Raw genomic sequence first — 20,096 nt, 5'->3', positions numbered from 1 at the left:
GTCACCGTCCTCCCCGGGCGTGCCGGGCGATGTGCCGCAGCGCCACGGCGAACTCCTCGGCCGCCCGGCGCACGGTCGCCGTGTCGTGGAGGGCGGGGCGGTGGTGCCAGGTGAAGGCGAGGCGCCCGTGCTGCGCCGCGCCCACCACCTCCACCGGATGCGAGCCGCCGTCGCGGGGGTCGTGGTCCTGCCCGAAGGAGCCGTGCTCGGCGCGGACCAGGCCGTCGCCGGCGGTCTCGGGCCGCGCGTCCCACTGGCCGAGGTAGTTGAAGACCACCTGGCCGTGCGCGCCGGCGGCGAGGCGCTCGCGGACCTCGGGCGGGCCGAAGGTGCGCAGGGCGCCGAAGCCCAGCCCGTTGCCCGGCACGGCGCGCAGCTGGCGGCGGACCGACTTCACCAGGGCGCGCCAGTCGCGGTCCGGGCCGAGGTCATCGGGGTCGGGGACGTGGAAGGTGACCGGGTGCATGGTGGTGAACCAGCCGACCGTGCGGGACAGGTCCACGCCCTCCACGACGTCCTCCCGGCCGTGCCCCTCCAGGTCCAGCCGGATCCGCTCGTGGCCGGTCCAGCGGGCCAGTGCCAGGGCCAGGGCGGTCAGCAGCACGTCGTTGACGCGGGTGCGGTAGGCCGCCGGGGCCGCGCGCAGCAGTGCCTCGGTGTCCTCCTCGTCCAGTTCGACGGTGACCGTCGCGGTCTCGGCGGCACCGGGGTCAGCGGCACCGGGCACGGCGGGTCGGCCGGGCAGGGCCTCGGCGGCGCTCACCGCCTCGTCCCAGTAGGGCAGTTCGTGGTCCAGGCCGCCGTCGGCGACATGGGCCGCGAGCCGGAGCGCCCAGTCCCGGTAGGAGGTGCCGCGCTCCCCCAGCGTGATCGCCGTGCCCAGGGCAGCCTGCCGGTAGGCGCTCTCCAGGTCGTCGCGCAGCAGGCGCCAGGAGACGGCGTCGACGACCAGGTGGTGGGCGACCAGCAGCAGGAGCGCCGGGCGGTCCGGGGCGCCGGTGAACAGGGCCGCCCGCAGCAGCGGGCCCCGGGCCAGGTCGAAGCCGGCGTGCAGTTCGTCGGCCGCCTTGGCCATGGCCGCGTCGGCGACCTCGGCGCTCTGCCCGGTCAGGTCGTACCGGACGAGGACGTCCTCGGCGGGGGCCGGCGGCGGGTTGAACTGGTGCCAGCCCGTCTCGTCGTGGGTGAAACGCAGCCGCAGGGCGTCGTGGTGTTCGAGCAGGGCGTCCAGCGCGGCCCGCAGTGCCCGCGGGTCGGGGTCGGCGCCGAGTTCGAGCAGGGTCGACTGGTTGAAGTGGTGGTGGGCGGCGCGCGGGGTGGCCAGGAACCACTCCTGGATGGGGGTGAGCGGCACGTCCCCGGTGACCGGGCCGTCGTCCTCGCGGTCGGGGGCGGTGCGCACCACGGTGGCCAGTTCGGCCACCGTCTGGTGGGTGAAGAGCTCCCGGGTGGCGAGGTACAGGCCGTCCCGGCGCAGCCTGGACACCACCTGCATGCTGAGGATGGAGTCGCCGCCGAGCAGGAAGAAGTTGTCGTCGGCGCCGACCTCCTCGATGCCCAGGACGTCGGCCCAGATCCGGGCGATCCGGCGTTCGGTGTCGGTGCCCGGCTCCCGGCGCGGACCGGCCGCGGCCTGCACGGGCCCGGGTTCGGGCAGGGCCCGCCGGTCGAGCTTGCCGTTCGGGGTGAGCGGCAGCCGTTCCAGCGGGACGAACACCGACGGGACGAGGTGCGGCGGCAGCAACCCGGCCAGGTGGGCGCGCAGTTCGGCGGCGGGCAGGCCCGCAGTGGCCCCATCGTCGTCGCCCTCCGGTGCGGCACCGCCCGCTCCGGCCCCGACCGCCGGGACGACGTAGGCGACCAGCCGGCCGGCCCCGGAGCCCGCACCGCTCCCGGGGGCGTCGGCGCGCACGGTGACGACGGCGTCGCGCACCAGGGGGCTGCGGCGCAGCGCGCTCTCGATCTCGCCCGGTTCGATCCGGAAGCCGCGCAGCTTGATCTGGTCGTCGACGCGGCCGGCGAAGCGCAGTTCGCCGTCGGCGTCCCGGTGGGCGAGGTCGCCGGTGCGGTACATCCGCTCGCCCGGTGCGCCGAAGGGGTCGGCGAGGAACCGCCCGGCCGTCAGTCCCGGGCGGCCGAGGTAGCCGCGGGCGAGGCCGGGGCCGGCCAGCCAGAGCTCTCCGGTCACGCCGGGCGGCACCGGCCGCAGGGCGGCGTCCAGGACGTAGCTGCGGGCGGCGCCGCCGGGGCGGCCGATCGCCGGTGCGCCGGTGCCCGGCGACAGCGGGCCGGTCCAGGTGGCGACCACGGTGGCCTCGGTGGGGCCGTAGGAGTTGATCATCCGACGGCCGGGGGCCCAGGTGTCGACCAGATCGGCCGGGCAGGCCTCCGCCCCGACGACCAGGGTGCGCAGGGCGGGCAGGGTCGCGGCCGTCGCCGGGTCCACGGTGGCCAGGGCCGCCGGGGGGATCAGGGCGTGGGTGATGCGCCGTTCGGCCAGGACCTCGGCCAGCCGCTCGCCGACGAGCGGCCCTTCCTCCCCCGTGACCAGGGTGGCCCCGCTGAGCAGGGAGACGCACAGTTCCAGGACGGAGGCGTCGAAGCTGGGCGAGGCGAACTGGAGCACCCTGGCCCCGGGGCCGGCGGCGTACTGCTCGGCGGCGGCCTCCGCGAAGGCGGCGAGTCCGGCGTGGGTCACCAGGACGCCCTTGGGCGTGCCGGTCGATCCGGAGGTGTAGATGACGTAGGCCGGGTGTCCGGGGGTGAGCGGGGTGGCGCGGTCGGCGTCGGTGGGCGCGGTCTCGCGGTCGGTGGCGCGGTCGGCGTCGGTGGGCGGGGTCTGTGGCCCGTCGGCGGACCACACCTCGGCCGGGTCGTCGAGCACCAGGTGGGCACCCGCGTCGCGCACCATGAACTCCCGCCTGGGCGCCGGGTAGTCCGGGTCCACCGGGAGGAAGGCGCCGCCGGCCTTGGCGACGGCGAGCTGGGCCACCACCGCCGCCGCCGAGCGGGGCAGGGCGAGGGCGACCAGCCGCTCCGGCCCCACGCCGCGCCGGATGAGCCGGTGGGCCAGCCGGTTGGCCACCCGCTCCACCTCGGCATAGCTCAGCTCGCGGCCGCCGTCGAGCAGCGCCACCGCGTCGGGGGTGCGGGCGGCCCGGCGCTCGAAGAGTTCGGCCAGGGTCGCCTCGGGGACGGGGCGGAAGGTGCCGCGCGCCCGGTCCAGTTCGGCGGCCAGCTGGTCGCCACCGGCGAGCGGCAGCGTGCCGATGGCGCGATCCGGGTCCTCGGCGACGGCGGTGAGCAGGGTGGCGAGCTGCCCGGCCATCCGCTCGGCCGTGGCCGGGTCGAACAGGTCGGTGTTGTAGGTGATCAGGCCGTGCAGCGCGCCGGAGTCGGCCTCCGCGAACTCCAGCGCGAGGTCGAAGGCCGCCTGCGTGGTGTCGGTCTCGACGTCGGTCACGTGCAGGCCCGGGAGGTCGAGGTCGGCGGCCGGGGTGTTCTGGAGGACGACCAGGGCCTGGAAGAGCGGGCTGCGGCTGGTGTCGCGCACCGGCTGCACCTCGTCGACCACGCGCTCGAACGGCACGTCCTGGTGGGCGAAGGCGTCCCGGACGGTCTGCCGGACCGCGCCGAGGAAGTCGCCGAAGGGCTGCGCGGGTTCCACCCGCGAGCGCAGCACCAGGGTGTTGACGAAGAAGCCGACGAGGCTCTGGGTCTCCGCCTGCTCGCGGCCTGAGGTGACGGTGCCGACGGCGATGTCCTGGTCGCCGCCGAGCCGGGCGAGGTAGGCCTGCGCGGCGGCGACCAGGGTGGTGAACAGGGTGGCGCCGCGCTCCCGGCCGACCCGGGCCAGTCGGCGGGCCGTGTCGGCGGGCAGCTCCAGGCGGGCGGTGGCCCCGTTGGTGGTGCGCACGGCGGGCCGAGGCCGGTCGGTGGGCAGGCGCAGCGTCGAGACGTCGGCCAACTGCTCCTTCCAGTAGGCGAGTTGGTCGGCCCCGGCGGCGCCGACCGTGCGCTGCCAGTGCGCGTAGTCGGCGTACTGCACCGGCAGCGGCGCCAACCGGCTCTCCCCGGAGCCGAGTTCGGCGCGGTAGAGGTGGGCCAGATCGGTGAGCAGGACGGCGGTCGACCAGCCGTCGGTGACGATGTGGTGCAGGGTCAGGGCCAGCACGTGGTCGCCCTCGGCCAGCCGCACCAGGGCGGTGCGCAGCAGCGGTCCGCGGCGCAGGTCGAAGGGGCGGGCCCGCTCGGCGGCGAGCAGGCCGCGCAGGGCCTCCGCCCGCGGCTGCGCCGGCCGGCCGGACAGGTCGTGCAGCGGCAGCGGCACGTCCTGCGGCGGGTGGACGAGCTGGACGCCGTGGCCGTCGACGCTGTCGAAGGTGGTGCGCAGCGACTCGTGCCGGGCCGCGAGGGCGCGCAGTGCCGCGCCGAGGGCGTCGGTGTCCAGGACGCCGCGCAGGCGCAGCGCGAGCGCGGTGACGTACTCGGCGCCGCCGGGCGCGAACTCCTCCAGGAACCACAGGCGTTGCTGGGCGTAGGACATCGGCGCGGCGCCGTCGCGGGCGACCGGGAGGACGGGCGGGCGCCCCGGGCTTCCCGGGCTTCCCGGGCGGCCCTGCTCCTCGGTGAGCAGGCGGGCCAGGCCGGCCGGTGTGGGGTGGTCGAAGACGGCGCGGGGGGTGAGGTCGGCGCCGAAGGCCTCGGCCAGGCGGGCGACGAGCCGGATGCTGAGGATCGAGTCGCCGCCCAGCTCGAAGAAGCCGTCCTCCACGCCGGGCGGCCGGATGCCCAGGACGTCCCCGAAGACCTCGGCGGTGCGGCGTTCGGCCTCGGTGCGCGGCTCGATCCGCGCGCGGCGTCCGCTCCCGTGCTCCTCGTCCGGCGCCGGGAGGGCCGCCCGGTCGACCTTGCCGTTGCGGCTCAGCGGGAGGGCGGCGAGCGGGACGAAGGCGGCGGGGACGAGGTAGTCGGGCAGCGCGCGGGCGGCGAAGGCCCGCAGTTCCCCGGGTTCGGCGCCCGCCGGGCCGACCACGTAGGCCACCAGGCGCCGGGCGCCGGGCCGGTCCTCGCGGGTGACCACGGCGACGTCGGTGACCTGGGGGTGGCGGGCGAGTGCGGCCTCCACCTCGCCGGGTTCGACCCGGAAGCCGCGGATCTTCACCTGGTCGTCCGCGCGGCCCAGGAACTCGACGGTGCCGTCCGGGCGCCGCCTCGCCAGGTCGCCGGTGCGGTACATCCGGGCGCCGGGCGGGCCGGAGGGGTCGGCGAGGAAGCGGGCCGCGGTCTCGCCGGGCCGGCCCAGGTAGCCGCGGGCCACGCCCTCGCCGGCGACGTACAGTTCGCCCGCGCAGCCCGGCGGGACGGGCCGCAGGCGCCGGTCGAGGACGTGGACGCGGCGGTCGTCCAGGGGGTGGCCGATCGGCAGGGTGTCGGGCACCGCCGCCGCCTCCGCGACGGCGAAGGCGGTGGCGAAGGTCGTGGTCTCGGTGGGCCCGTAGCCGTCCACCACGGTCAGCCCGGGGCAGGCCGCCAGGACGCGGCGCACCGCGGCGGCGGGCACCACGTCCCCGCCGGTCCACAGCGTGCGCAGGCCCGCGAAGCAGTCCGGCGCGTCCTGGGCGAGCAGCCGGAAGAGCCCGGCGGTGAGCCACAGCGCCGTCGGCCCGTCCGGTCCGGCGAGCCGCCGCAGCAGGGCGGCGTCCACCGGCCCGTCGGGGGCGACGAGCACGCAGCCGCCGCCCAGCAGCGGCGCCCAGACCTCGAAGGTGGCGGCGTCGAAGGCGACCGGCGAGTGCAGCAGCACCCGTGCGCAGCGGCCGTCGGCGAAGCGGCTGTCGGTGGCGAGCGAGGCCACGTCGCGGTGCCGTACCGCCACCGCCTTGGGCACCCCGGTGGAGCCCGAGGTGAACATCACGTACGCCAGCCGGTCGGGGTCGGCGGGCGGCAGGGCCGCCGCCACCGGCCCGGCCGCGCCGGTGCGCGCGGCGGTGACCTGCTCGGCGGTGAGCCGCAGGGCGGCGCCGACCTGGTCGAGCAGGGCGCGGCGGCGCTCCTCGGGGGCCCGGAGGTCGACGGGCAGGTAGGCACCGCCCGCCTTGAGGACGGCCAGCTGGGCGGCGACGAGTTCGGCGGAGCGGTCCATCAGCAGCGCCACCCGGTCTTCGGGGGCCAGGCCGTCGGCCAGCAGCCGGGCCGCCAGGCGGTCGGACCAGTCGTCGAGTTGGCGGTAGGTCAGCTCGCGGTCGCCGTCGCGCACGGCGGGCGCGCCGGGGGTGCGCCGGACCTGCTCGGCGAAGACCTGGAGCGGGCTGCGCGGCGCCACCGGGCGGGCGGTTCCGTGCCAGGAGGCCAGCTGCTCCCGGTCGGCGGGGGTGAGCCGGTCCAGCTCGGCGAGGTCGCCGTCGAGGCCGTCGGCGAGGGCGGTGAGCAGCAGGACCAGGCGGTCGGCCGCGCCGTGGGCCGTCCGGTGGTCGAAGAGCGCGGGGTCGTAGGCCAGGTCGAAGCCGAGCCGCTCGGCCAGGTGGGCGCGCAGGCACCAGGGGAAGGTGGTGGCGTCGTCGGCGCGCACCTCGACCACCCGCACCCCGGTCCGGTCGGCGGCCGACTCGTCGACGGGGTAGTTCTCGAAGACCGCCATGCTGTCGAACAGCGGCTCCCCGGCAGGCAGGTCGCTCAGGGCCTGGACGCGTGGTAGTGCCAGGTGGTCGAAGCGGCGGCCGTCGCTCTGGCGTTCCTGGAGCTCCCGCAGCCAGGGCAGCACGCCGCCCGAGGGGATCGGGACCCTGGTCGGCACGGTGTTGATGAACAGGCCGATCATCGACTCGACGCCGGGCAGTTCGGCCGGGCGCCCGGACACGGTGGTGCCGAAGACCACGTCGTCGCCGCCGCTGTAGCGGGCCAGCAGCAGCGCCCAGGCGCCCTCCACCACGGTGTTGACGGTCAGTCCGGCGGCCGCGGCGTTCTCGCGCAGCCGCCGGGAGAGCGTCTCGTCCAGTTCGCGGCGGGCCGCGGCGCTGGAGCGGGCGCGGTGGGCCCGCGTCGGCGGGCGGTCGTACGGCAGCGGGGTCCGGCCGGTGAACCCGGCCAGCAGGCCGCGCCAGTGGGCCTCGGCCGCCTCCTCGTCCCGCTCGTGCAGCCAGCCCAGGAAGTCCGCGAACGGCCGCCGGACCGGCCGGGGCGCCTGCGGGCCGCCGGTCAGCGCGGCGTACTCCTCGCACACCTCGGTGAGCAGTTGTCCGGTGCTCCAGCCGTCCAGGATCAGGTGGTGGGTGGACCACAGCAGCAGGACCTCGTCACCGGGCAGCGCGGCCAGGGTCAGCCGGGTGAGCGGCGCGGTGGCGAGGTCCATCCCGGCGGCGCGCTCCTCGGCGAGCAGCCGCTCCGTCCGGTCGGCGCGCTGCCCGGGCGTCAGGTCGCGCCAGTCGAGCCGACGGACGGGCAGTGCGGCATGCCGCGCGACCACCTGGACGGGGTGCGGCAGGCCCCGCCAGTGAACACTGGAACGCAGTGCCGGGGTGCGGTCGGCGACCTGCTGCCAGGCCTCGGCGAAGGCCCGCGGGTCGGCCACGCCGGCCAGGCGCACCGCGATCCGGTCCACGTAGGCGCCGTCGGCGTCGACGAGCCCGTGGAAGAGCATGCCGGACTGCAGCGGCGTCAGCGGGAGCACGTCGTCGGTCTCGCGCCCGTCGCCGACGAGCCGGTCCAGCCGGTCCTGGTCGAGGCCGGCGAGCGGGAAGTCCGACGGGGTGCGGCCGCCGGCGTCCGGGCGGGCGCAGTGCGCTGCCAGCTCGCGCAGCGCGGCGCCCATCTCCTCGGCGAGCCCGCGGACGGTGGCCTCGTCGTAGACGGCGGCGGGGTAGGTCCACGCCAGTTCGAGGCGGCCGTCCTGGACCGCGCCGATGATGTCCAGCAGGTAGGGGCGGGGCTCGTCGGGGTCGGTGTCGCGACCGGCCGGGGGCAGCGCGCCGCGGACCAGGCCGTCGGCGCCGCCGCGGGTGTCCCACTGGCCGTGGTAGTTGAAGCCGATCTGCGGCGCCGCCGAGCCGGTCAGCGGGCCGTCCGGCCGCAGGTGGCGCAGCGCGCCGTGGCTGAGTCCGCGCAGCGGGACGGCGCGCAGTTGCTCCTTGACCGAGCGCAGGGTGTCGTGCCATCCGGCGTCGGGGTCGACGCGCAGGGCGAGCGGGAACTCGGCGGTGAACCAGCCCACCGTCCGGGAGAGGTCCAGGTCCTCGAACAGGTCCTCGCGGCCGTGCCCCTCCACTCCGACCAGCACGGTGTCCCGGCCGCACCAACGGGCCAGGGTGCGGCCCAGGGCGCTGAGCAGGACGTCGTTGACCTGGGTGCGGTAGACCTCGGGGACGCGGCGCAGCAGCGCCTCGGTGGTCCGCTCGTCCAGCGTCACCTGGACGGTGGCGGCGGTGGCGTGGGTGTTGGAGGCGCCGGCGTCAGGGGCGGGGCGGCCGGCGGGCAGGTCGGCCGGGGCCGCGCCGGTGCGCGTCCAGTGGCCGAGGTCGCCGTCCAGGGCGCCGGCGCGGGTGTGCCGCTCCAGCCGGGTGGCCCAGCGGCCGTAGGACGTGCCGGTCGGCGGCAGGGCGACGGGGGCTCCGGCGCGGGCCGTGCGGTACGCCGCTTCGAGGTCGGCCAGCAGGATGCGCCAGGAGACGCCGTCCACGGCCAAGTGGTGCACGGTGAGGACGAGTTGGCCCGGCTGCCGGGGGCCGGGGTCGAAGAACAGGGCCCGCAGCAACCGGCCGTCGACGGGGTCGAGCGAGCGCTGGGCCTCGTCGGTGGCGCGCTGGACCTGCGCCTCCGCGTCATGGCCGGCGAGGTCCGGGTGGCTGACGTCGTGCCGGGTGAAGATGCCGTCCGCCCCCTGGGGAAGCACCTCCTGGCGCCAGCCGGCCTCGGTGCGGTGGAAGCGGGTGCGCAGGGCCGGGTGGTGCTCCACCAGGGCCAGCACCGCCCGGCGCAGGGCCGCCGGATCGGTGCCGGGGGCCAGTTCCAGGCGCTGGGTCATGGTGAAGCGCAGGGCGTCGCCGGGGCGGCGGCCGTCGAGGTACCAGTGCTGGATCGGGGTGAGCGGCGCCTCGCCGGGCTCGGCTTCGCCGCCTTCCTGGCGATCGGTCAGATCTCCTGCACACAGCGCGAGTTCGGCGATGTTCTGGTGCCGGAAGACGTCCTTGGTGGTGAGGGCGAGCCCGGCGGCGCGGGCGCGGGAGACGATCTGGATGCTGAGGATGGAGTCGCCGCCGAGCGCGAAGAAGTTGTCCCGGGTGCCGACGCGCTCCACGCCCAGCACCTCGGCCCAGATCGCGGCGAGCCGTTCCTCGGCTCCGGGCCGCGGTGCGACGTACGGGGTGGTGCGGTCGGGCTGGGCGGGCGGGGCGGGCAGCGCGCGCCGGTCGGTCTTGCCGCCGGTGGTCCGCGGTATTCGGGCCAGCGGGACGAACGCGACGGGCACCAGGTGGTCGGGCAGCGTCCGCCGCAGCCAGGTCCGCAGTTCCTCGGCGGTCGGCACGCGGCGACCGGCGGGCACCGGGTAGCCGACGAGCACCGTACGGCCGGCGTGCTCGCGCGCGGCGACCGCGCAGTCGGCGACGTCCGGGTGGGCGAGCAGGGCGGCCTCCACCTCCCCGGGCTCGATCCGGAACCCGCGGACCTTGACCTGTTCGTCGGCCCGGCCCCGGAACTCCAGTTGCCCGTTCGCGTCCCAGCGGGCCAGGTCGCCGGTGCGGTACATCCGGGCTCCGGGCGGGCCGTAGGGGTCGGCGAGGAAGCGGGCGGCCGTCAGCCCGGGCCGGTTCAGGTAGCCGCGGGCCACCTGCTCCCCCGCCAGGTACAGCTCCCCCGGCATGCCGGGCGGCACCGGCCGCAGGGCGCCGTCGAGCAGGTAGGCGCCCAGGTTGCGGCCGGGGCGGCCGATGACGGGGCGCTCGGGGTGGTCCGCGCACCGGGCGTAGGCGGCGTCGACGGTGCACTCGGTGGGCCCGTACATGTTGTAGGCGGTGACGCCGAGGTCCGCGTGCGCCGCGCACAGCTCCCGCCAGACGGCGGCGGGGACGGCCTCGCCGCCGACCAGCAGCAGGCGCGGGTGGTGCGGGCCGGGGGCGAGCAGTCCGGCGGCGGTGAGTTCGCGCAGGAAGGAGGGGGTGACGTTGACCAGGTCCAGGCGGCGGTCGACGACCTGGGCGCAGAACGCCTGCGGGTCCAGCCGGACGTCCTCGTCGATCAGGTGGAGCTCCTGGCCCAGTGCGAGCAGCAGCGGGCCCTCCCAGCTGGTGTCGAAGGAGAAGGAGGCGCTGAGCGCGGCCCGCAGCCGCCCTCCGTCGGCGGTGTGCGGCGCGACCAGGCCCTCCTGGTGGTCCCGGCAGAGGTTGACCAGCTGGCGGTGTTCGACGACGACGCCCTTGGGGCGGCCGGTCGAGCCGGAGGTGTGGACGAGGTAGGCGGCGTGCTGCGGCAGCAGGGGGGCGGTCCGCTCGGCGTCGGTCAGGTCGTGGGCGGGCAGCGCGTCCCACGGCACCTCGCGCAGGGCCTGCCCGGTCAGCACCACCCGGGGCCGGGTGTCGTCGAGGAGGAGGGCGGCCCGGTCCTCGGGCAGGTCCGGGTCGACGAAGAGCAGGGCGGCGCCCGCCTTGAGCACCGCGAACAGCGCCACCAGCAGGTCCGAGGTGCGCGGCAGCCGGACCGCGACCACCTGCTCCGGGCCGGCGCCGAGGGCGGCGAGGTGGCGGGCGAGCCGGTTGGCCCGCGCGTTGAGGGCGGCGAAGTCGAGGGTGGCGTCCCGGGCGACCAGGGCGGTGGCGTCCGGGGTGCGGGCGGCCTGCGCCTCGAACAGGGCGGGGAAGGTGGTGTCCGACGCGGGCAACGGCGTGCCCCGCCCCTGCCGCAGCACCCGGCGCCGTTCGTCGGCCGTCAACAGCGGCAGCGCCCTGACGGCCGTCTCCGGCGCCTCGGCCACGGCCTCCAGCAGGGTGCCCAGCCAGCCGGCCAGGTGCTCGGCGGTCCGCGCGTCGAACAGCCCGGTGTTGTACTCCAGATAGCCGGTCAGGCCGCCGTCGCGCTCGACGAAGTCGAAGGAGAGGTCGAAGGTGGCGCCGTGGACGGGCGGGGTGACCGGCTCCACCGTCAGGCCCGGCAGGTTCGGCACCTCGACGCCGAGGTTGTGCAGGGCCACCATGACCTGGAAGAGCGGCGTGCGGCTGGTGTCGCGCTCCGGCTGGAGGGCGTCCACCAGCCGCTCGAAGGGCACCTCCTGGTGGGCGAGCGCTTCCAGGACGGTGCCGTGGGCGGCGGCCAGCAGTTCGCGGAACGACAGCTCCGGCCGGACGGCGCCGCGCAGCACCAGGGTGTTGACGAACATGCCGACCACGTCGTGGAGTTCGCCCTGCTCGCGGCCCGAGGTGACGGTGCCGACCGCGATGTCCTGCTGCCCGGACCAGCGGGCGAGCAGGACCTGGCAGGCCGCCAGGAGGGTGGTGTAGAGGGTGCCGCCGACCTCCCGGCCCCGTTCGCGCAACCGCGCGGTCAGCCCGGCGGGCAGGGTGAAGGCGACCAGCGCGCCGTCCCGGGTGCGTACGGCCGGGCGCGGCCGGTCGGTGGGCAGCTCCAGCGGGGTCAGGCCGTCCAGGGCCCGGCGCCAGTGGGCGAGGTCCGCCTCGGCGAGGTCGGTGCGCGCGCGCTGCCAGGACGCGTAGTCGGTGTAGCGCACGGGCAGCGCGGGCAGCCGTGGCGGGCGCCCCTCGCGGGCCGCCGCGTACAGCTCGCCCAGGTCGCGGCCCAGGACGCCCATCGACCAGCCGTCGGTGGCGATGTGGTGCACGGCCAGCGCGAGCACGTGCTCGTCCGCGGCCGTCCGGACCAGCCGGGCCCGCAGAAGGGGCCCGGCGGCCAGGTCGAACGGGGTGCCGGCGATCCGCTCCAGCAGCGCGTCCAGGGCCGCCGGGGGCGCCCCGGCGAGGTCCTCGCACGGCAGCTCGACCGGCTGCGGCGGGCGCACCACCTGCCGGGCGCGGCCGTCCCGCTCGGCGAAGGTGGTCCGCAGCGCCTCGTGCCGGGCGACCAGGGCGTCCAGGGCGGTGCCCAGCGCGGCCGGGTCAAGCGCTCCGCGCAGGCGCAGCACGGACAGCGAGGTGTACTCGGTGCTGCCCGGCTCGAACCGGTCGAGGAACCAGAGCCGCTGCTGGGCGTACGACAGCGGCGGCTCGGCCGCCGGGTCCGCGGCCGGGATGACCAGGGCCGACGGGCCGTCCGCCGCGCCCGGCTCGCCGAGCGAGTCGAGCGAGCCGAGGGCCTCGGCCAGGTCCGCCAGCACCGGGTGGCTGAACAGCAGCCGGGGCGAGAGGTCCGCCGCCCCGAAGGCCGCGCGCAGCCGGGCGGTGACCCGGACGGCGAGGATGGAGTCGCCGCCCAGGGCGAAGAAGTCGTCCTCGGCGCCGATCTCCCCGGTGTCCAGGACCTCCGTCCAGGCCGCGGCGACCAGCCGCTCGGCGCGGGTGCGGGGCGCGGTGCGCTGCCGGCCGGCGGCGAAGCCCTCCGGGCCGGGCGCGGGCAGCGCGCGCCGGTCGAGCTTGCCGTTGGGGGTGAGCGGCAGGACCGCCAGGGGGACGTACGCGGCGGGCACCAGGTAGGCGGGCAGCAGCCGTTCGAGGTGGGCGCGCAGGTCGGCGGCGGCCGGGGGGTGGGCCGAGCCGGGGCCGGCGACGACGTGGGCGACCAGTCGGCGGGTGCCGGAGGCGTCCTGGTACACGCCCACGGTGGCGGCGCCCACACCCGGGTGGGTCTGGAGGGCGGCCTCGATCTCGCCGGGTTCGATCCGGTAGCCGCGGATCTTGACCTGCTGGTCGGCGCGGCCCAGGTAGCGAAGGGTGCCGTCGGCCTGTCGGCGCGCCCGGTCGCCGGTGCGGTACATCCGGGTGCCCGGGGCCCCGAACGGGTCGGCGAGGAAGCGGGTGGCGGTCAGGCCGGGCCGGTCGAGGTAGCCGCGGGCCAGCCCCTCCCCCGCCACGTACAGCTCGCCCACGGCGCCCGGGGGCACCGGGGCCAGGTCGGTGTCGAGGACGTACAGCCGCAGGTCCGGGAGGCCGGTGCCGATCGGTGCGGGGCCGCCGGCCGCCGCGGTCGTGCGGTCCAGCGGGGCGTGGGTGACGTGCACGGTCGTCTCGGTGATGCCGTACATGTTCACCAGGCGCGGCGCGTCCTGCGGGTGGCGGTCGTACCAGTCGGCGAGGCGGCCGGCGTCCAGCGCCTCGCCGCCGAAGACCACCGTGCGCAGCGCCAGCCGGCGGGAGAGCTCGGGGTGTTCGGCGTCGGCGCGGGCCAGCGGGTGGAAGGCGGACGGGGTCTGGTTGAGGACGGTGACGCCTTCGTCGGCGAGCAGCCGCAGGAAGTCCTCCGGGGAGCGGGCGGTGTCCTCGGGCACGACGACGAGCCGGCCGCCGTGCAGCAGCGGGCCCCACAGCTCCCAGACCGAGAAGTCGAAGGTGTAGGAGTGGAACAGCGTCCAGACGTCCTCGGCGCCGAAGCCGAACACGTCCTCGGTCTGCTCGAACAGCCGCACCACGTTGGCGTGCGGCACCACGACGCCCTTGGGGCGGCCGGTGGAGCCGGAGGTGAAGATGGCGTAGGCGGGGCTGTCGGGCAGCGGGCGGTGCCCGGCGGCGAGCGGGGCGGCCGGGCCCCGGGCCAGGTCGGCGCGCAGCTGCGGGTCCGCCAGGGAGAGGACGGGCACCCCGTGCTCGAAGCTCTCGGGCGGCGCGCCGGGCACGTGGGTCACCAGGGCCACCGGGGCGGCGTCGCCCAGCAGTTGGGCGCGGCGTTCGGCCGGCAGGCCCGGGTCGAGCGGCAGGTAGGCCGCGCCGGTCTTGAGGACGGCGAGGACGGCCACGACCAGGTCGGCCGTGCGGGGCAGCGCGAGGGCCACGAACCGCTCGGGCCCGGCGCCGAGTCCGGCCAGCCGGTGGGCGAGCCGGCCGGCCCGCGCGTCCAGGGCGGCGTAGTCGAGGTGCTCGTCGCCGCAGGTGACGGCCTCGGCGTGCGGGGTGCGGGCGGCCTGCGCCTCGAAGAGGTCGACCAGGGTCCGGTCGGGGCGGCCCCGCACGGTGCCGTCCCACTCGGTCAGCAGCCGCCGCTCCTGCGCGGTCGTCCACTCCAGGGCGCGCAGCGGCCGGTCCAGTCCGGCGGCCAGTCCGGTGAGCAGCAGGCAGAGCCGCTCGGCGAGGGCGCGGACCGTCGCGGCGTCGAACAGCTCCGGGTCGTAGGCGAGGTCGAAGCCGAAGTGCCCGCCCTGGTAGGCGCGCAGGACGAGCGGGTAGTTGGTGGCGTCCCGGGAGGTGACCTCCACCAGGCGCACCCCGCTGTCGGCCGTGCGGGCGTCGTCGAAGGGGTAGTTCTCGAAGGCGACGATGCTGTCGAACAGCGTGCCGCCGGACGGCACGCCGCTGAAGGCGGTGAGTTCGGCGAGGGACACCGCGGCGTGGCGCCGGGCCTCGGCCTGGGCCTCCTGGAGGTCGCGCAGCCAGTCGGCGGCGGTGCGGTCGCCGTCGACCAGGACCCTGGTGGGCAGGGTGTTGATGAACATGCCGATCATCGACTCGACGCCGGGCAGTTCGTCGGGGCGTCCGGAGACGGTCGTCCCGAACAGCACGTCCGGCTCGCCGCTGTACCGGGAGAGCAGCAGGGCCCAGGCGCCCTGCACCACGGTGCCGAGGGTGAGCCCGGCCTGCCGGGCGGTGCGGGCCAGCCGCTCGGAGGCCTCCGGCGACAGGCCGGCGGTGTGCGCGAGCGCCGAGCGGGCCCGGTGGGCCTCGCGCCGGACGCGGTCGGCGGGCAGCGGGGTGGCGGTGGCGAAGCCGTCCAGGACGCCCCGCCAGTGCGCGCGGGCGGCCGCGGTGTCCTGCCCGGCCAGCCAGTGCACGTAGTCGGCGAAGGGCCGGCGCACCGCCGGTGTCGGCACACCCCCGGTGGTGAGGGCCGCGTACTCCTCGAACACGTCGGTGAGCACCTGGGCCAGGCTCCAGCCGTCCAGGATCAGGTGGTGGGAGGTCCACAGCAGGTGCAGGCGGGCCTCGGGCAGCCGGACCAGGGTGAGCCGGGTGAGCGGCGCCGTGGCGAGGTCCAGCCCGTGGGCGAGGTCGTCCGCGCGCAGCCGGGCCAGCCGGTCGGCGCGCTCGCCCGGGTCGACCGCCCGCAGGTCCAGGTGGGTCACCGGCAGCCGGACGCCGCGGCGCACGACCTGGAGGGGGGCGGGGACGCCCTCCCACACCACCGAGGTGCGCAGGGCGGGCGTGCGGTCGGCGACCCGCTGCCAGGCCAGGGCGAAGGCGTACGGGTCGCCCACGCCCTCCAGCAGCAGGCCGGCCTGGTCCACGTAGACGTCGTCGGGGCCGCCGACCAGGCGGTGGAAGAGCATGCCCTCCTGGAGCGGGGTGAGCGGCAGCAGGTCCTCGACGTCCCGCCCGTCGCCGGCGATCCGGTCCACCCCGGCCTGGTCCAGTCCGGCCAGCGGGTAGTCGGAGGGGGTGCGGCCGCCGGCGTCGGGGCGGGCGCAGTGCTCGACGATGCCGGTCAGCGCCGCGGCCGTGGCCTGCGCCAGCGCGCGGACGGTGGCCGCCTCGTGCGCCTGGTCGCTGTAGTGCCAGGTGAGTTCCAGTTCGCCGTCGGCGACGACCGCGGAGACGTCGAGCAGGTGGTCCAGGGGTTCGTCGGGGGCGAGCTCCCGGCCCGGCGCCTGGCCGGCGGGCGCGAAGTCGCCGGTCCCGGGGGCGGTCCACTGCCCGTGGTAGGTGAAGCAGACCTGCGGCAGCGGACGGTCCCTCAGGGCGTCGGCGGCGGGCGGGCCGAGCCGGGCCAGGGCCTCGTAGCTCAGGCCCCGGCGGGGTACGGCGCGCAGCCGCTCCTTGACCTGCTTGAGGGTGGCGGCCCAGTCGGGGGCGCCGGCCGGGCCGGCCGGGGCGAGGGTGACGGGGTACCGGGTGGTGAACCAGCCGACCGTCCGGGAGAGGTCGACGCCGTCGAAGAGTTCCTCGCGGCCGTGGCCCTCCAGGGCGATGGTCACCCGTTCGGTGCCCGTCCAGTCGGCGAGGGCCCGGCCCAGCGCGCTGAGCAGCACGTCGTTGACCTGGGTCCGGTAGGCCTCGGGGACTCTGCGCAGCAGGGCCTCGGTGGTGGCGCGGTCGAGCCGGGTGCGCAGGGTACGCACGGAGGCGGCCGTGGGCGTGCCGGGGTGGTCGACGGGCAGCGGGGCCGCCGGGGCCCTGGTCTCGGCGCTCCAGTAGGGCAGGTCGTCGTCGAGGCCTCCGGCCCGGACCCGTTCGGCGAGGTGGTGGACCCAGTCGGTGAACGGGGTGGGCTCGGGCTCCAGGTGCGGAGCGTCCCCGGCCGCCGCCTGCCGGTAGGCCTGTTCCAGGTCCGCGAGCAGCACCCGCCAGGAGACGCCGTCGACGGCCAGGTGGTGGGCGGTCAGGACGAGTTGGGGCCGGGCGTCGCCGCGGGCCCGGAACAGGACGGCGCGCAGCAGGGTGCCGGTGGCCGGGTCCAGGGCGGCGCGGGCGGCCTCGGCGGCCTCGACCCGGGCGGCTTCAGGGCCGGGGCCGGCGCCGGGGGCGGGCGGGTCGAGTCTGGTCAGCAGCCCGGTGCCCGGGTCCGCGACCGGCTCCTGGCGCCAGGTGCCCCCGGCGCGGGTGAAGCGGGTGCGCAGCGCCGGGTGGGCCGCCAGGACCGCCCGCAGCGCCTGGTCCAGGGCCGGCTCGTCGAGGTCGCGCGGCAGGTCGAGCAGCATCGACATGGTGAAGTGGCGCAGCGGGCCGTGGGCGGCGAAGAACCACTCCTGGACGGGGGTGAGCGGGGCCGGTCCGTCCGCGCGGCGCGGCCGGGGGGCCGGGGCGGCGGCCGGGCGGGCGGCGGCGACCAGGTCGGCGACGGTCTGGTGGCGGAAGACGTCCTGGGAGCCGATCCGCAGGCCGGCGGCGCGGGCCCGGGAGACGGCCTGGATGCTCAGGATCGAGTCGCCGCCGAGCTCGAAGAAGTTGTCGGTGACGCCGACCCGCGCCACGCCCAGCACCTCGGCCCAGATCCCGGCGAGGGTCTCCTCCTCGGGGGTGCGCGGGGCCACGAACTCCCCTTCCCTTCCTTCGCCTTCGAGGTCGGGGGCGGGCAGCGCTCGGCGGTCCAGCTTCCCGCTGGTGGTGAGCGGCAGGGTGTCGAGCGCGGTGAACGAGGACGGCACCAGGTGGTCGGGCAGCACCCGCCGCAGGGCGGCGCGCAGGTCGGCGGACGGGCGGGCCGCGCCGTCGGCGAAGACCAGGTAGGCCGCCAGCCGGGTGTGGCCGCGCGCGTCGGGCACGGCGGCGACGGCGGCCGCGGCGACCTGCGGCAGGTCGAGCAGCGCCGCCTCGATCTCGCCGGGTTCGATCCGGTGGCCGCGCACCTTGACCTGGTCGTCGGCGCGTCCGAGGTACTCCAGGCTCCCGTCGGCCGTCCAGCGGGCCAGGTCGCCGGTGCGGTACATCCGGGCGCCGGGCGGCCCGTACGGGTCGGCGGTGAAGCGGGCGGCGGTCAGCCCCGGCCGGCCGGCGTAGCCGCGGGCGACCTGCTCGCCGGCGAGGTGGAGTTCGCCGCTCACCCCGGGCGGTACCGGCTGGAGCCGGTCGTCGAGGACGTAGGCGCGCAGGTTGGGCAGCGGGCGGCCCACCAGCGGCCGGTCACCGCCCGCGATGCGGCAGGCGAGCGCGTCGACCGTGCACTCGGTGGGGCCGTAGTAGTTGTAGGCGGCGACGTCCGGGTGCCCGGCGAGTTCGCGCCAGAGCCGGGGCCCGACGGCCTCACCGCCGAGCATCAGCACCCGGGGGCGGTGGCGCGGGTCGTCGAGCAGCCCGGCGGGCAGCAGCTGGCGCAGGTAGGAGGGGGTCAGGTCGAGGAAGTCGACGCGGTGGCGCACGACGTACTCGACCAGGGCGGCCGGGTCCATCCGGGTCGTCTCGTCGACCAGGTGCAGCGGGTGGCCGTCGGCCATCAGCAGCACGCCCTCCAGGGAGGTGTCGAAGGAGAACGAGGCGGTCAGCGCCACGCGCAGCGGCCCGCCGCCCGCGTCGGCGACGAAGCCCGCCCGGTGGGCGGCGAGCAGGTTCACCACCGCGCGGTGCGGGACGGCGACGCCCTTGGGGCGGCCGGTGGAGCCGGAGGTGTAGAGCACGTACGCGGTGTTGGAGGGGTGCAGCGGGGCGGTCCGGTCGGCGTCGCCGGGGTCGGTGTCCGGGCCGGTGCCGGGCAGCGCCCGGAGCGCCTGTTCGTCCAGGACCAGGGCGGGGCGGGCGTCGTCGAGCAGGTAGCGCAGGCGCTCGGCCGGCAGGGCCGGGTCCAGGGGCAGGTAGCCGGCGCCGGCCTTCCAGACGGCGAGGATCGCCACGATCATGTCGGCGGTGCGCGGCAGCCGCAGCGCGACCAGCCGTTCGGGGCCGGCGCCGCGGGCGATGAGCTGGTGGGCGAGCCGGTTGGCGCGGGTGTCGAGCGTCGCGTAGTCGAGCCGCTCGGCTCCGGCGACCAGGGCCGGGGCGTGCGGGGTCAGGGCGGCCCTGCGCCGGAACAGCTCGGGGTAGCTGGTGTCCTCGACGGGCAGCGCGGTGGCGTTCCAGTCCCGGGTGACCTGCCGGGTCTCCCGGGGCGAGAGCAGCGGCAGGGTGCCGAGCGGTCGGTCGGGCTCGGCGGCGGCGCCGTCCAGCAGCAGCAGGAGCTGGTCGGCCATCCGGCGTGCGGTGGGCGCGTCGAAGAGGTCGGCGCGGTACTCCAGCAGGCCGGTGAGCGCCTCGCCGTCCGGGACGAACTCGACGCTGAGGTCGAAGGTGGCGGCCTGCCGGGGCACGACGACCGGGGTGAGCGCCGACCCCAGCGGGGTGGTGGCCACGGGCGGCGCGGGGTGCAGCAGGACCAGCACGTCGAACAGCGGGTTGCGGCCCGCCTGGCGGGGTGCGCCGACCGCCTCGACGAGCCGTTCGAAGGGCGTGTCGCCGTGCGCGAGCGCGTCGTTGCCGGTCTCGGTGGCGGCCGCGAGCAGGTCGCGGAAGGATCCGGCTGGCTCCACCCGGGTGCGCAGGACGACGGTGTTGACGAAGCAGCCGACGGCCCGCTCCAGCTCGGTGCGGGAGCGCCCGGGCGTCAGGGAGCCGACGGTGACGTCCTGCTGGCCGGACCAGCGGGCCAGCAGCGCCTGGGTGGCGGCGACCAGGGCGGTGTGCAGGGTGCCGTGCCGCTCGGCCGCGAGCTCGCGCAGCCGGGCGGTGAGCGGCGCGGGGACGGTGAAGGCGTGGACGGCGCCGGGGCCGGCCTCCTCGCCGCGCCGCGGGTGGTCCAGCGGCAGCTCCGGCGGCACCGCACCGGCCAGTTTCGCCTTCCAGTGGGCCAGTTGGCCCTCCAGCCGGGCGCCGGAGAGCTGTTCGCGCTGCCACACCGCGAAGTCCGGGTACTGGACCGCCACCGGGGGCAGGTCCGGGGCGGCGCCGCGGGCCAGGGCCTCGTAGCCGGTGCACAGTTCGTCCAGGACGACGCCCATCGACCAGCCGTCGGTGACGATGTGGTGCGCCGTCAGTTGCAGGACGTGCGAGCGGTCCGACTCGCGCACCAGCAGGGCGCGCAGCAGCGGCCCCTGCCGGAGGTCGAAGGGGCGGGAGTACTCCTGGAGCAGGATCGCGTCGAGGGTCTCCCCGTCGGCCGGCTCCCGGACGGGCAGCGGCACCGGCCCGGCCGGCCGCACGGTCTGCACCGGGCGGCCGTCGGCCTCGTCGAAGGTGGTCCGCAGCCCCTCGTGGCGGGCCACGACGGCCGCCAGCGCCCCGGCGAGCGCCGCGCGGTCCAGCGGGCCGGTGAACCGTACGGCGACCGCGCTGTTGTAGCGGGGGTCGCCGGGGCGCAGCCGGTCCAGGAACCACAGGCGCTGCTGGACGAAGGAGGGCGGCAGCGGTCGGCTGCGGTCGGCTTGCGGGATGGACCGGTCGGCGGCGGCCCGGGCGCCGCCGGAGCGCCCGGCCAGCCGCAGGCGCAGCGCTTCGCGCAGGTCGGCGGGCAGGGCCTCGGCGCGGTCTCGCTTCGAAGGCGTCATGGTC

Annotated in this window: 1 protein-coding gene; it reads right to left on the bottom strand. The window is 77.1% G+C overall.

The window, feature by feature from the left end:
• Window position 1: 1 nt before the first annotated feature.
• Window positions 2-20,092: a non-ribosomal peptide synthase/polyketide synthase gene (locus tag AC07AL_RS14110; RefSeq protein WP_478317554.1), complete on the bottom strand. Its 20,091-nt coding sequence runs from the start codon at window positions 20,090-20,092 to the stop codon at window positions 2-4.
• Window positions 20,093-20,096: the final 4 nt, after the last annotated feature.

It is taken from the genome of Kitasatospora sp. NPDC043949, assembly GCF_056435365.1.
This window is presented reverse-complemented; position numbering and strand designations above follow the sequence as displayed.